At 65.0% G+C, this 14,966-nt stretch carries 10 protein-coding genes; 9 read left to right on the top strand and 1 reads right to left on the bottom strand.

Annotated features, from left to right (window positions below; genetic code table 11):
* Positions 1–54 precede the first annotated feature (54 nt).
* Positions 55–1,878 carry a serine protease gene (locus tag HOY34_RS13595; protein ID WP_172363727.1) on the bottom strand — a complete coding sequence of 608 codons (1,824 nt, stop codon included), beginning with the start codon at positions 1,876–1,878 and terminating at the stop codon, positions 55–57.
* Between the two features lie 447 nt (positions 1,879–2,325).
* Between HOY34_RS13595 and HOY34_RS13590 the strand changes: the two genes are divergently transcribed.
* The 9 genes from HOY34_RS13590 to HOY34_RS13550 all read left to right on the top strand — a co-directional run bounded on the left by HOY34_RS13590 (position 2,326) and on the right by HOY34_RS13550 (position 14,909).
* The gene (locus HOY34_RS13590) at positions 2,326–3,303 is read left to right on the top strand and encodes a glycine--tRNA ligase subunit alpha (protein WP_172363725.1); all 978 of its coding nucleotides are present in this window, start codon (positions 2,326–2,328) and stop codon (positions 3,301–3,303) included.
* Positions 3,304–3,377: 74 nt separating this feature from the next.
* Positions 3,378–3,800: a DUF6446 family protein gene (locus HOY34_RS13585; protein ID WP_253944462.1), complete on the top strand. Its 423-nt coding sequence runs from the start codon at positions 3,378–3,380 to the stop codon at positions 3,798–3,800.
* A 172-nt stretch (positions 3,801–3,972) separates the two neighbouring features.
* Positions 3,973–6,138: a glycine--tRNA ligase subunit beta gene (gene glyS, locus HOY34_RS13580; protein WP_172363721.1), complete on the top strand. Its 2,166-nt coding sequence runs from the start codon at positions 3,973–3,975 to the stop codon at positions 6,136–6,138.
* A gap of 49 nt (positions 6,139–6,187) precedes the next feature.
* Positions 6,188–8,833, top strand: a complete 2,646-nt coding sequence (locus HOY34_RS13575) for a putative PEP-binding protein (protein ID WP_172363719.1) — start codon at positions 6,188–6,190, stop codon at positions 8,831–8,833.
* A 273-nt stretch (positions 8,834–9,106) separates the two neighbouring features.
* Positions 9,107–10,168, top strand: coding sequence for a cell wall hydrolase (locus HOY34_RS22130; protein ID WP_253944457.1), 1,062 nt, complete (start codon positions 9,107–9,109; stop codon positions 10,166–10,168).
* Positions 10,169–10,375: 207 nt separating this feature from the next.
* Positions 10,376–11,290, top strand: a complete 915-nt coding sequence (locus tag HOY34_RS13565) for a dihydroneopterin aldolase (protein ID WP_253944455.1) — start codon at positions 10,376–10,378, stop codon at positions 11,288–11,290.
* A gap of 68 nt (positions 11,291–11,358) precedes the next feature.
* Entirely contained in the window at positions 11,359–12,405 is a 1,047-nt protein-coding gene (folP, locus tag HOY34_RS13560; protein ID WP_172363717.1) for a dihydropteroate synthase, read from the top strand.
* 3 nt (positions 12,406–12,408) lie between these two features.
* Positions 12,409–13,782, top strand: coding sequence for a phosphoglucosamine mutase (glmM, locus tag HOY34_RS13555; protein ID WP_172363715.1), 1,374 nt, complete (start codon positions 12,409–12,411; stop codon positions 13,780–13,782).
* Positions 13,783–14,024: 242 nt separating this feature from the next.
* Positions 14,025–14,909 (top strand): Ivy family c-type lysozyme inhibitor, encoded by an 885-nt coding sequence (locus tag HOY34_RS13550; protein WP_172363713.1) that lies wholly within the window; start codon positions 14,025–14,027, stop codon positions 14,907–14,909.
* Positions 14,910–14,966: the final 57 nt, after the last annotated feature.

Genomic DNA, 14,966 nt, shown 5'->3' with positions numbered 1-14,966 from the left:
CCCCATATTTATCATTGACGCTGCCCGGCCCCAATCAGGCCAGGCTGCAAAGATTTACTGCCAGCAGGATACCAGCACCGTCATCCCCCGCGCCGTGCGGTTCAGGGTTTCCGGCGCCAGGGCCGGGGCAGCCGCCGATTGGGCAACCGTGATCCCCGCGCCCTGCAACGCCGTGCTGATCCGTGCGGTATCCGCCGCAAAGGCCACGTCAGCGGGCAGCTCCTGGCCCTGAGCCGCGCCGGCACGCGCCGCCTGCGCGGGCAAAAGCATGCCGATCACCGCGCCCGATCCATCCAGCACCGCGCCGCCGGCATCCCCGGCCTGGGTGGCAACCGACAGCCGCGCAAGGCCCGGCGCTCCGTCCAGCCCGCCCGCCTCTTCATAGCTGCCATGGGTCAGGACGGGGGCTGGCAGGCGGCCCTCATAGGGATAGCCCGCCACCACGATCCCTGCGCCCGGGCGCGGGCTGGCGGCGAAAGTCGCCACCGCAGCCGGGGCCAGCGGCGTCACCGGGCGCAAAAGCGCAAGGCCCGCCTCGTCAAATACCAGCTTCGCCTCGGTCGCGTGATCAAGCGTGATACGGCCGCAGCTTTGCACCGCCTCTGAGGTGGTCAGAACCGCCCCATCCGCCGCCACATAAAAGCCCGAGCGTCCCCGGATCGGCTTTTTCACCTCAATCCCGGCCACCAGGCCGCGACGGGCGGCCTCATCCAGCGGCACAAGGCCCGGATCAAGCGCGGTATCGCCCACGGCGCGGAAACTGGCGCTGATCACCTCATAGATCCGGGCGTCGCGGGCGGCGTTTTCGGGCTTGCCGAAAGCCATCCAGCCCTTGATCAGCCCGCCGCTCAGCCGCGCCACGGCCCGGCTGTGAACGCGGGCATCCGTGGCCTCGATGGTAAATTCGCTGTCGCGCAGGGCGCGGGTGCCGCCAGCGGGCATCGCCTCAAAGCTGCCGATCACGTCGTAAAGCCCCGCAAGGCTGCCCTGATCGCCGGGTTGCGAGATCAGCACCAGCGACAGGCCAGAGCCGTTTTTCTCACGGTAATGAACGAAGGGCGGCTCGTAGCGGTCGAATGTGACCAGCGCCAGCGGCAGCGTCACGTCGATGCCGCTTTCCTGTTCTTCGACGCCTGCGAAGCCAAAGGCGATCACCTCGCCCTGATGGGCGGAAAGCAGCGCCTCGCGCTGGCGGGTGGTCAGGATGCCCGTCGGCTCCAGCCCCTGGGCCGACTGCCAGGCCGCCATCGAGTTGCGGGTGCCGGGGCCGAATGCGCCGTCAATGCCGCCCTGGTAATGGCCAAACCATTGCAGCGCAGCCTGCAGGCTTTTGCGCTGATCGGTGTCAAGCGCGGCCTCAGAGGCACGCGCCTCGGCCGGGGTTTCATCTGCCGGTTCAGCGACGATCTCAGCCTCCGGTGCAGCCTGATCCGGCTGGGGCGCTGGCTGGGGCGCTGAAAGCACCTCTTCGGGGAAAATCTCTTCGGCGGGTGTCACTTCGGCAGGGGGCACTTCCGCAGGGACCGCTTCAGCAGGCGGAGCCGCGCCATCCGCTGGCCAGAACTGATCGCGGAACTCGCGCCCGTCGGTGATATAGCTGTCAGAGGGGATCAGCCGCTCTGACTTCAGCGAAGCAAGAACGCCGCCCACCTCTTCGCCGTCATAGGGGCCGATCACCACCCCGAACCAGCCCGACGGCAGGCCAAAGCCCCAGATCCCGCTGATGCCATGCTGATTGAGGCTTTGCTGGAAAGCGGCGGCGCGGTCATTGGCGCGGGTCAGGTTCGGCAGCGCCTCGACCTGGATCCAGCGCCTCTCCTGGGCGGTGGCCGCTTTTGCGTTTACGAAAACCGTCAGCAGGGTGGCAATCAGCAGCATCGGGCGCAAAACATGCTGGCGGGGTGTGAATCGGGAAAAAATCATACGGGCTGAGTGCTTCCGGCTGGCCGGGGGAAGGCTCCGCCCGGATTACATCTGTTTTATCACATAGAGGTTACCAATACCGCCCCCGGGGATGAGAACAAGCCCCACAAGGCCAAAGGCGGCCGCTGCTCGCCATGATGTGACCGTGCGTGCCCGCAGATGCGCGCAGTGATGGGCCAGTGATTGACCAGTGCTGGGCCGGTGGTTGACCTGTGATCGCGCTGTGATTGACCCGGGGCGCGGCAATGGATAGGGACATGCGCGAATGCTGGCAGGGTTTTGCCGGGTCGCAGCCACTGCGCGCCAGGCCCATGCCGCAAAAGATGCGCCACTGATATACGTGGCGGCAAGGGCCTGGCACCGACCATGCCAATTGCCGCCGAAACCGGGAAAGCTTTGGAAATGGCACAAAACAGCGCAAATCAGGCCGCCGATCAGGGCACCACGACGCCCAGAAGCTTTCAGGAAATCATCCTGAGGCTGCAAAACTACTGGGCCGACAAGGGCTGCGCGGTGCTGCAACCCTATGACATGGAGGTCGGTGCCGGCACCTTCCACCCGGCGACCACCCTGCGCAGCCTTGGCACCAAACCCTGGGCTGCCGCCTATGTGCAGCCCTCGCGCCGCCCGACCGATGGGCGCTATGGCGAAAACCCGAACCGCCTGCAGCATTACTATCAGTATCAGGTCATCATCAAACCCAGCCCCGCAAACCTGCAAGAGCTGTATCTCGGTTCGCTGAAGGCGATCGGCATCGATCTGGGCCTGCATGACATCCGCTTTGTCGAGGATGACTGGGAAAGCCCGACGCTGGGCGCCTGGGGTCTTGGCTGGGAGGTCTGGTGTGACGGGATGGAGGTCAGCCAGTTCACCTATTTCCAACAGGTCGGCGGCCATGACTGCAAACCCGTATCGGGCGAGCTGACCTATGGTCTGGAACGGCTTGCGATGTATGTGATGAATGTCGGCCATGTCATGGACATGCCCTTCAACAACCCCGATGCGCCGATCCCGCTGACCTATGGCGATATCTTCCGCCAGACCGAGGAAGAATACTCGCGCCACAATTTCGACGGTGCGACCACCGAGATGCTGTTCCGCCATTTCGAGGATGCCGAGGCCGAATGCCAGCGCCTGCTGGACTTCCCGCCTCAGGATCCGAAAACCGGCAAAACGATCATCATGGCGCATCCGGCCTATGATCAGACGATCAAGGCCAGCCACCTCTTCAACCTTCTGGATGCGCGGGGCGTGATCTCCGTCACCGAGCGTCAGGCCTATATCGGCCGGGTGCGGGCGCTGGCGAAGAAATGCGCCGATGCCTTCCGCCAGACCGAAGCCGGGCGTGACGCAGAAATGACGGCGGAGACAACAGCGTGACGGCCCGCCGGGTCAATTTCGGGAAAATCGCAGCAGGAGGGCTGGTCGTGACAGGTCTGGTGGCAGGCGCTTTGATGTATTGGCTGCAGGTTTACGCCTTCTACCAGCCGGTGGCCTTCGGCCCGGGCGAGACCGAGATCCGGCTGACGCCCATCGGATCTGACCAGCCAGAGCTGATCGTTGCGGAAAATGTCGAGGGGATCGACGCTGACAGCTCGCCCCTGCGGTTTCGCGCCTGTTTCACCACGCCGCTTTCGCTGGCCATGCTGAGCGAGACCTATGTGATCTATGAAAAGCCCGAGCCTCTGAACGGCCCCAGCTGGTTTGGCTGCTATAAGGCGGATGAGGTCGGCCATGCGCTGGAAACCGGCGAGGCGCTGGCCTTTCTGGCCGAAGAGAATATCAACCCCGGCGTTGATCGGGTGGTCGCGGTATTCCCCGATGGCCGCGCCTTCGCCTGGCATCAGCTGAACGGCGAGGCCGAGGGCACACCGTAACCCGTTAATCCGGCGTTTTACGCCGTTATTCGCGTTCTTTTTTTCACCCACTGGCCGCCCCCCGCCCCGCTGCCGGATCTGCCGCCCCGATTGGCGGTGAGGCATTCGCCTCTGTTGTGATCTGGCGCAAGAATGGGTAGGGACTGCGGCACTCACATATCGCGGTGCTGTCATGCCTGATCTTCTGATTGAACTCTTCTCCGAAGAAATCCCCGCCCGCATGCAGGGCGCCGCCCGTGAGGCGCTGAAAAAACTGGTCACCGATGGCCTGGTTGAGGCCGGGCTGACCTATTCGGGCGCTGGCACCTTCTCAACGCCGCGCCGCCTGGTGCTGGCACTGGAAGGGCTTTCCTCCGAAAGCCGCCCCACCCGCGAAGAGCGCAAGGGCCCGCGCACCGATGCGCCCCAGGCGGCAATCGACGGGTTTCTGCGCTCGACCGGGCTGAGCCTCGATCAGCTGGAAAAACGCGCCGACAAAAAGGCCGAGGTCTGGTTTGCGGTGGTGGAAAAGCCCGGCCGCGCCGCGGCAGAGATCATCGCCGAGGTGCTGGAAGCTGCGATCCGCAACTTCCCCTGGCCGAAATCCATGCGTTGGGGCACAGGTTCCCTGCGGTGGGTGCGCCCGCTGCATTCGATCCTTTGCATCCTGCATGATGAGGCCGGCGCCACCGTGGTTCCGCTGTCGGTCGATGGCATCCCCTCGGGCGACACCACCGAGGGCCACCGCTTCATGGGGCCGGGTCGCTTTGCGGTCACCTCATTTGAGGATTACGCCGCCAAACTCCGCCGCGCCAAAGTGATGCTGGACCAGGCCGAGCGTGAAGAGGCCATCGCCCATGGCGCCAAAAACCTGACCTTCGCCGCCGGGCTGGAGGTGGTCGAGGACCGCGCCCTTCTGACCGAGATCGCGGGCCTTGTCGAATGGCCGGTGCCGCTGATGGGCCAGATCCCCGAAGCCTTCCTTGGCCTGCCGCCCGAGGTTCTGCAAACCAGCATGCGCGAACATCAGAAATTCTTCTCGGCCCGTAATCCGAAAACCGGCCGGATTGAGGCCTTCCTGACCGTCGCCAATATCGAGACGCCGGATGACGGCGCGACGATCCTTGCGGGCAATCTGAAAGTGCTGACCGCGCGGCTGTCGGATGCGCGCTTCTTCTGGGAAAACGACCTGCGGGTGGCGAAAGCGGGCATGCAGGAATGGGCCGAGGGCCTGACCCATGTCACCTTCCAGTCGAAGCTCGGCTCGCAATCAGACCGCATTGCCCGCATCGCCTCCCTCGCCCGCGAGATCGCGCCCCTGGTCGGCGCTGACCCCGATCAGGCCGAACATGCCGCGCGTCTTGCCAAACTCGACCTGCGCTCGGCGATGGTCGGCGAGTTCCCCGAACTCCAGGGCGTGATGGGCCGCTACTACGCGCTGCAGGCAGGCGAGCCTGAGGCGGTCGCCAATGCCGCCCGCGACCATTATTCGCCCCTCGGCCCCTCTGACGCCGTCCCGTCCGAGCCTGTCTCGGTCGCAGTCGCGCTGGCCGACAAACTCGACACCCTGACCGGCTTCTGGGCTATCGACGAGAAACCCACCGGCTCGAAAGACCCCTTCGCCCTGCGCCGCGCCGCGCTTGGCGTGATCCGGCTGGTGCTGGGGAATGACATCAATCTCAGCCTCACCAAACTGTTCAGAACGGCACTGGGTGATTATGATTACCGCACTGCCCGCCATGACAGCCTGTCACGCGGAGCCTCTGCGGATGAGATGAAGATTTTTTCAGGCTCGCTCGAAGGCTGGATACGCCCTGCCCATGACGAAGATGTCGCAAGTCTCCTCGCTTTCTTCCACGACCGTCTAAAAGTCTTCCTCAAAGACCAGGGCATCCGCCATGACGTGATCGACGCTTGCCTGGCCATGCCCGGCAGCGATGATCTGGCGCTGCTGGTCAAACGCGCAACCGCCCTTTCCGACACGCTGAAAACCGAGGACGGCAAGAACCTTCTTCAGGGCTACAAACGCGCCAACAACATCCTGACCCAGGCCGAGGAAAAAGACGGCGTCGAATATAGCTTCGGCCCGGATCCGAAACTGGCCGAGACAGATGAGGAGCGCGCCCTCTTTGCCGCGCTCGACCAGGCCGAGGCGAAGATCACCCCCGCCATGCAGGCCGAGGATTTCGCCACTGCCATGCAGGCCATGGCGGCGCTGCGCGGCCCGATCGATGCCTTCTTCGACACGATCCAGATCAATACCGACAACCAGATCATCCGCAGAAACCGCCTGAACCTGCTGCACCGGATCCGCGCCATCTGCTCGGGCACCGCTGATCTGACCAAAGTCGAGGGCTAAGCCCCGCCCCTGCCCCCCATGCGCAAAACGCGCCGGGGGGCGGGATCATATGGCCGGAGGCACTGCCCCCCGCGCCCATCACAGCGCTTGCGCCATAAAAAATCCGCCCTATTCTGCCAGCCGTGCCAGGAGTGCTGCAGTGCAGAAACAAGTGACCCTCACCGCCTTTTCGGAAATCACCCCCTCCGCCCCCATCGCCACCGAGGCGCATGGCTGGAAGGCGAAATGCCTGCAGCGGCTGGTGCGCCTTGAGCTGCCGGTGCCACAATCGGTTGCCCTGCCTGCCGCCACGATCCGCGCGCTGGCCCAGGGGCAACCCGTTGATGCGAGCGCGATCCTTGCCCATTTCGGCACCGACCAGACCGCAGGCCCGCTGGTCTCTGTCCGCGCCTCGCCCGCCAATCCCGACTGGGGCGGCCCGGCAACCATCCTCAATATCGGGCTGAACGCCGCCCGCCACGCCGCCCTTTGCGAAACCCATGGCCGCGAGGCCGCCGATGCGCTTTGGTGCCGCTTCATCCAGGGCTATGCGATCAATGTCGCCCGGCTTGACCCCGATATGTTCGAGGATGTCCGGCCCGGCCCCGATGCGCTGCGCGAGCTGCGCCGCCTTTACGAATATGAGACCGACGAGCCATTCCCCGAAGACCCGGCCCGCCAGCTTTCCGAAGTGCTGCGCTCGATGGCGCGGGCGTGGGAGGGCACCTCGGCCCGCCTGCTGCGCTCGGCCAAAGGGGCGCCAGAGGATGCCGCCCTTGGCCTTGTGGTCCAGGAAATGGCCCAGGGCATCGGCCAGGGCATATCCGGCTCTGGCGTCATCCAGTTCGTCGACAGCGTCACCGGGCAAAACCGCATCACCGGCCGCTATCTGGGCCAAAGCCAGGGCCGTGACGCGCTTGCCGCGCGTGAGGCGCTTTACCTGACCCGCGACCCGCGCGGCCCCTCACTGGAAGAGGAAGCCCCTGAAATCATGCAGGATCTGATCCGCATGGGGGCCGCCTGCCGCGCCAAACTGCGCGAGGAAATGCAGATCGAATTCACCGTCGAGGATGGCCGCCTCTCGGTGCTTGATGCGATTCGGGTGACGCGCTCTGTCCGCGCCGGGCTGAAAATCGCCGTGGCGCTGGCCGAGGATGGGGTGATCCCGAAGTCCGAGGCGGTGTTGCGGGTCGAGCCGCGCGCGCTGTCCGAGTTGTTGCACCATCAGGTCGATCCGCGCGGCATCCGCGACGTGATCGCCACCGGCATCGCCGCCTCGCCCGGGGCCGCAACGGGCCGCCTGGTCTTCACCTCTGAGGCCGCCCAGGCCTCTGCCGCACGTGGCGAGCAATGTATTCTCGTGCGCCGCGAGACCGCGCCCGAAGACATCCGCGGCATGCATTCCGCCGCCGCCGTCCTGACCGAACGCGGCGGCATGACCAGCCATGCCGCCGTGATCGCCCGCGGTCTTGGCCTGCCTGCGGTGGTCGGCGCCTCCGATCTGCGCCTTGACGGCAAGGACCGCAAACTGACCGCCCGCGATGGCCGCATCTTCCGCGAGGGCGATATCATCACCATCGACGGCTCGCGCGGTGAGGCGCTGGCGGGCGCGGCCGAAATGCTGCCCCCTGCGCTGGACGACAGTTTCCGCCAGCTGCTGACCTGGGCGGATGAGTTCCGCGACATCGGCGTGCGCGCCAATGCCGACACCCCCTCGGACGCCGCCACCGCCCGGAATTTCAACGCCGAGGGCATCGGGCTGTGCCGCACCGAACATATGTTCTTTGAGGAAGACCGCTTCACCGTCATGCGTGAGATGATCTTCGCCGATACCTCGGCCGACCGCGCCTCGGCGCTGTCGCGGCTGCTGCCGATGCAGCGCGAGGATTTCGTCCAGCTTTTCAACATCATGCAGGGGCTTCCGGTCTGCATCCGCCTGTTTGATCCGCCCCTGCATGAATTCCTGCCCGCCTCACGCGAAGGGCTGCGCGAGCTGGCCGAGGCGCTGGACCGCCCGCTTTCCGAGGTCACCCGCCGTGCCGAGGCGCTGCGCGAGGTCAACCCGATGCTGGGCATGCGCGGCGTGCGCCTCGGCGTGGTGCTGCCCGAGATCTACGACATGCAGGCCCAGGCGATCTTTGAGGCCACGATCGAAAGTGCCCGGCGCGGCGCGGTGATCGTGCCCGAGGTGATGATCCCCCTCGTCTCGGCCGCCCGCGAGGTCGAGCTGGTCAAAACCCGCATCGACGCCGTCGCGGCGGCCGTGCGCACCAGGGCAAACGCCGATTTCGACTATCGGCTGGGCGTGATGGTGGAAACGCCCCGCGCCTGCCTGCGGGCGGGTGAGATCGCGCAGCACGCGGCCTTCCTGTCCTTTGGCACCAATGACCTGACCCAGATGACCTATGGTCTGTCGCGCGACGATGCCGGGCGGTTCATGAACACCTATGTGCAGCAGGGCGTTTTCCCCGAGGATCCCTTCCATATCCTCGACCAGGACGGGGTGGGCGAATTGCTGCTGATCGGTGCGGAACGCGGGCGCGAAACCCGCCAGGAACTGCGGCTTTCCATCTGCGGCGAGCATGGCGGCGACCCGCTTTCCATCGCTTTTTGCCGCGCTGCGGGATTCGATTATGTCTCTTGCAGCCCCTATCGCGTGCCCATGGCGCGACTCGCGGCGGCCCATCTGGCCCTTGGGGAACATGCGTCCAGGTGAAATAAAAACACAATATCATGTGGTTGTGACGCGCAGCTAAAGTATTTCTTAAGAACTGTCGGCGTATTCTCGCCGACGCCAACAGAGTTCTTGTGACGATTTGGCAACAATACTGGACCGAAGGCGGACGATTCGCCTACTCAACCCACTTGTTGTGCGGCCCGCGCCATAGTTTTGGCCAAAGCCGCGTTTTTGGTGCCACCAGAGTTTGGTGAAATCCAGGCCTTGGGGTAACAGAGCAGGAACCCGATGATGAAACGCTCAGGGAATGTGATGGCAGCTGTCGCTGTGACCGCCGCCGTCGCCCTCACCCAGCTGGCTGCCCCGATGGCGGCCCATGCAGAGGTCACGCGCAGTGACATGAACAGGCCGCAGCTTGATCTGGCCGGACAGATGGGCCAGCTGCTTGGCAATGAAAAATCGCATCTGAACGATCTGGAGAATGACACCTCTGGCCGGGCCACCCGCCAGCCGGTTGCCGCGCCCAATGGTGCGGTTCTGGCGCAGCCCGTCCAGGGCGCGGCCATTGTCAGCCCGCAAATCGTGGCGAATGCCGCCGCGCCTTTGGTCGCCCCTGCCGCAAAAAGCCGGGTGATCAGCACAAAGCCCTCTGGCACGCTGATCTCAGGCGGCGCGTCGCGCAATGCGGCAAAGGTCTCGGCCACGAATTCGGGCAATGTTCAGGTCACCGAAGAGGTGGTCTCTGAAACCATCATCGACACGCCTGAGGGCAAGAAGATCCGCCGGGTGGTCAGGAAAACCACCACGCGCAACGGGTTTTCCCTGCTGGGCAAGCCCGCGACGGCAGGGGCTGCCGAGGCAAATATCGTGCAGGCCTCTGCCCCCACAAATGGCCAGAGCGGCCAGACCCAGGGGCTGCAAAAGGCCGCCCTGCGCTATGACATGAACTGGCTGATGGCGCAGCCCATCACCCAAAGCGGGCGCGAATGGCAATGCCTGACCGAGGCGATCTACTTCGAATCGCGCGGCGAAAGCCTGCAGGGCCAGTTCGCGGTGGCCGAAGTGATCCTGAACCGGCGTGACAGCGGCCGCTATCCGGCCAGCGTCTGCGGCGTTGTGCGTCAGGCCAATAGCGGCGGCTGCCAGTTTTCCTATACCTGCGACGGCACCTCGACCACCATGCGTGAAAAGACGCCGCGTGAGGTTGCAGGCCGGATCGCCAGCCTGATGCTGAGCGGCGCGCCCCGCAATCTGACCGCCGGCGCCACCCATTTCCACACCTATGGCGTCCGGCCCTCCTGGTCGAAGCAATTCGCCCATACCACCGCCATCGGCTCGCATCTTTTCTACCGTCAGCCCGGCGTCCGCGGCTGATCTGAAAGGCCCGCCTGACAGACCAGACAGGGCACGCCGGTCTGTTCCCGGTCAGGACAGGTCGGTTAATGACTTGGGATCGGGCTTTGCTGCTGCTAATCATGCGCTACCCGTGCCGCACTTTCCCCCTGGGGTTGCGCGGCGCGGGGCAAATGTCGCCCCGGCGGCGTGCCAGTTTCCCTGGCCATTTTGCCCGCAGGAGGGCGCATGACCATGACGACCAGCGACAGCGCAATGGCTTTTGCCCATCCTCAGGAACGCTCTGAGGCCTCTGCAGGCGCAGATCCGCGCGACCGGATCAGCCTGCGCGACCATATCGTCGAGGCCGATATCGGCGCCTTTCAGAAAGAGCGCGGCCATAAACAGCGCCTGCGTTTCAATATCGTGATCGAGGTGCGCCCGACGCCGCAGCCGCTGGAAGATGATGTCGACCGCATCCTCTCTTATGACCGGATCACCGAATCAATCGCCGCCGAGCTGGCGACCGGGCGGCTGAACCTGCTGGAGACGCTGGCCGAACACCTGGCCGAGCGTCTTCTGGCCGAGCCCCAGGCGATGCGCGCTTTCATCCGCATCGAAAAACTCGATGTCGGCCCCTATGCGCTTGGGGTTGAGATCGTGCGCTCGCGCGCTGAAATCCCGCTGCGCAGCGAGGATGGCGACAGTGATGACCTGGTGCATCCGCGGGTCGCCTATCTCGACAATGAAACCATCCATGCCCCTGATCTGGCAGCGCGAATCGATCAGCTGCTGGCCCCGGGCGTGCCGGTGATCTTCACGGTCGGCCTGCCCGATATGGCGCGGCCGCAGACAGGGCACCGCCCGACGCAGCGCCGCGTCGATCTGCTGGCGATTGAGCAAAACGCCTGGGTGCTGGCCGCCCGCGATCCGCGCTGCGTGGTGGTTTCCTCACGAACCGAAATCGACTGGGCGATCCGGCGCGGCCGCTCGGTGGTATGGGCGCCCTCGAAACTGGTGCTGGATGCGGTTGACGGGCCGCAAAGCCGTGATGCGGTGGCGCTGGCCCTGTGGCTGGCCGAGGAAATGGCGGCGGCAGAGCTGATCCTTCACGGCGATGTTTCAGTTCCGGCGGGAAGCCGCATCCCGGCCCGCAAGGTCTGATTGCGGCCCTTGTCACGGCCCGGCCAAAGTCGCAAAAGCGCCGGACAAAGCACAAAACTGCAGCAAATATGTCCTTCAGCCTGCCTGACCCCGATCAGATCCTTCAGCCCCTGCCCCGCAGCGGCGCAAGCGCGGCCCAAACGGCACCGCGTCGCAGCCTTGGCGGCAGCCGCCACCTGTGGTGGAACGAGGCGCGGCTGAGCGGGCGTGACGGCACAGCCGCCGAGGTGCGCGACGATGCGCATCACGGGGCGGGCTTTGCGCGGATCAGCGCAGCGCGGGCCGATCTGGTCGGGCTTTCCCTTAACCAGCCGCGCATCATGGGCATTCTGAACGTCACCCCTGACAGCTTTTCCGATGGCGGCCGCCATAACCTGCCAGAGGCCGCGCTGGCCCGCGCGCAAGAGATGCTGCGCGATGCCGAGATCCTGGATATTGGCGGCGAAAGCACCAGGCCAGGCGCGGCTGAGGTGCCGGTTGCCGAAGAAATCGCCCGCACCGCGCCGGTGATTGCCGCCCTGCGGGCCGCCGGCATCACCGCGCCGATTTCGATCGACACCCGCAAGGCCGCCGTTGCCGAGGCCGCGCTGCAGGCGGGCGCGAATATCATCAACGATGTTTCGGCCATGCGGTTTGACCCGGATATGGCGGCGCTGGCGGCGCAATCGGGGGCCCCGATTGTGCTGATGCATTCGGTTGCCACGCCCGAGACCATGCAAAAACACGCCCATTATGACGATGTGCTCTGGGCGGTGCGCGATCACCTTTTTCAGCGGGTTGAGGCCGCGCTGAGCGCCGGGATCCGGCCGGAAAACCTGATCCTCGACCCCGGCATCGGCTTTGGCAAGACCACCGCGCATGACCTGCAGCTTTTGCGGGACCTGGGCAGTTTTCACGAATTCGGCCTGCCGCTGCTGCTGGGGGCCTCACGCAAGAAATTTATCGGCGCGATCACCGGGGCCGCCACTGCGTCAGAGCGGGTTTCCGGCTCGGTTGCGGTGGCGCTGCAGGGCGCGGCCAGTGGCGTGCAGATCCTGCGCGTTCATGACACAAGAGAGACCCGCCAGGCCCTGTCGATCTGGCAGGCGATCCAGGGCAATTACCACGAGGAATAGGCAATGGCGAAGAAGCTTTTCGGAACTGACGGTGTCAGGGGCCGTGCCAATAGCTGGCCGATGACTGCGGCAATGGCGCTGCGGCTGGGCGAGGCTGCCGGGCGTTACTTTCGCCGGGACGGCACGGATGCGCATCGGGTGGTGATCGCCAAGGACACCCGCCTTTCGGGCTATATGCTGGAAAACGCGCTGACCGCCGGACTGACCTCGACGGGGATGAATGTGCTGCTGCTGGGCCCGGTGCCGACGCCTGGCGTGGGCTTTCTGACCCGCTCGATGCGGGCGGATCTGGGGGTGATGATCTCGGCCAGCCACAATCCGCATCACGACAATGGCATCAAATTCTTCGGCCCCGACGGGTTCAAACTGTCTGATGAGGCCGAGCGCGAGATCGAGGCGATGATCGAGGGCGAGATCCAGCCCGCCCAGGCCCATAATATCGGCCGCGCCAAACGGATTGAGGATGGCCGCGGGCGCTATCAGGAATTTGTCAAAACCTCTTTCCCGCCCGGGCTGCGGCTGGACGGGCTGAAAGTGGTGGTCGATTGCGCCAATGGGGCCGCCTATCGCGCCGCCCCCGAGGTGCTGTGGGAGTTGGGCGCGACCGTGATCCCGCTGGGCGTCACCCCCAATGGCACCAATATCAACGACAACTGCGGATCAACCCATACCGGGACGGCGGCGGCGGCGGTGGTGGCCCATGGCGCCGATCTGGGGATTGCGCTGGATGGGGATGCCGACCGGGTGATGATCCTGGATGAATTCGGCCAGGTGGCCGATGGCGATCAGATAATGGCGCTGCTGGCCAGCCGCTGGGCGGCAGATGGGCGGCTGCGCGGGGGCGCGCTGGTGGCGACGGTGATGTCGAACCTGGGGCTTGAGCGCTTCCTGACCTCGCAGGGGATCGGGCTTGAGCGCACCGCCGTCGGCGACCGCTATGTGGTCGAGCGGATGCGGGCGGGCGGCTTCAACCTGGGCGGCGAGCAATCGGGCCATATCGTGATGACAGATTACGCCACCACCGGCGACGGGCTGGCGGCAGCGCTGCAGTTCCTGGCGGAAATGGTGCGCTCTGGCAGCAAAGCATCCGAGCTGGTGCGCCAGTTCGAAACCGTGCCGCAGCTTTTGAAGAATGTGCGCTATACCGACGGTGCCCTGCCGCTGGATGATGCAAAGGTCAAAGCGGTGATTGCCGCCAATGAGGCCCGGATCGCGGGCAAGGGCCGCATTCTGATCCGCAAATCCGGCACCGAGCCGCTGATCCGCGTCATGGCGGAATGCGTGGATGAGGCGCTTTTGAACGATGTCGTCGATGAGATCGCGGCCAGCGTCGCGGCCGCCGGGGCCGCCGGGGCCGTGGCAGACCAGCCGGGCTAAGCGACGCCGGATGCTGCAGGCCCCCGCGGCAGGCCCCCCGGGGCCTGCCCTCCCATAAAATACTCTCAAAGCGCCATCCGCCCCCCTGAGGCGCGACCAAGGGCCGCTGCGCCCTCTAAGACCAGGCCGGGTTTTGCCGGACACCCCAGGGGTGAGGTTTTGCCTGCTGGCGCATCCTGCAGCTTTGCGGCAGATTTCTCTCTGAACACAGGCGCGTGCCTGAACCACTGAAGGAGGTCAGCATGACCCTATCCCTCCCTGCGATCGCCACCGTCACAAGGCGCGGCACAAGGCGCAGCACAAGGCGCGGCATTCTCGCCGCGCTTTTGCTCTCGACGCCGATGATGGCATTTGCCGAAAACGCCCGTCCCGACAGCGTCGATCTCGGCGGCCACATTGTGACGGTCACCGAGACCGAGGATTTCGATCAGGCAGTTGTGGTTGACGGTGAACCGATCCTGACCAACGGGCTGATCTTCCTTGATGGCACCGTCGAGGTGGCAGGCCAGACGGTCGTCACCGGGGTTGCAGGCTCTGGTGGCAATGCCTGTGGCGGCACGCCCTTTGTGATCTCGCTTGCAGATGGCGTGCCAAAGCTGGACGGCCCGATTGAAAGCTGCAGCTGGTTCGAGATGACCGCCTCGCCCGATCAGCTGCTGTTCCAGACCGGGGCCTATCCGGGCCTTCCCGCCCAGGTCTACAGCTGGACACCCGCGTCTGGCCTGGTGGATCAGGGCCCGAAAGCCTTCGCCCCGATTGAGGGCCAGACCTGGGCGGATTTCGCCTGGCTTGCGGGCAAACATCCCAGCGATGCGCTTGGATTTGCGCCGGTCTATGCTGAGTTTACCTCCAGCATGAGTGCCAGCGACTGGGACGAATATGCCGGCATTCTGGTGCAGATGGGCTCTGGCGACCTGATCGATCAGGGCTATAGCGGCAATGCCTGCAACAAGCTGGCCTGCCTCAGCGAATGGGCCTGGCTGTGGATCGACAAAGACAGCCAGCAGGCGGTCGCGGTCTGGAAGAATGAGGGCGATGAAGAGCCGAAATCCTGGCCCGCAGACCGCTCGACCTGGCCAGAATGGATTCAGCATGCCGCGTCTGAGGCCATCGAAGGCGGCAACTGAGGCCCCGGCTTTCAGGGCATCCGAATGAAAAAGGGCCGGAGCAATGCTCCGGCCCTT

The organism is Pseudogemmobacter hezensis (genome assembly GCF_013155295.1).
GTDB lineage: Bacteria > Pseudomonadota > Alphaproteobacteria > Rhodobacterales > Rhodobacteraceae > Pseudogemmobacter > Pseudogemmobacter hezensis.
This window is presented reverse-complemented; position numbering and strand designations above follow the sequence as displayed.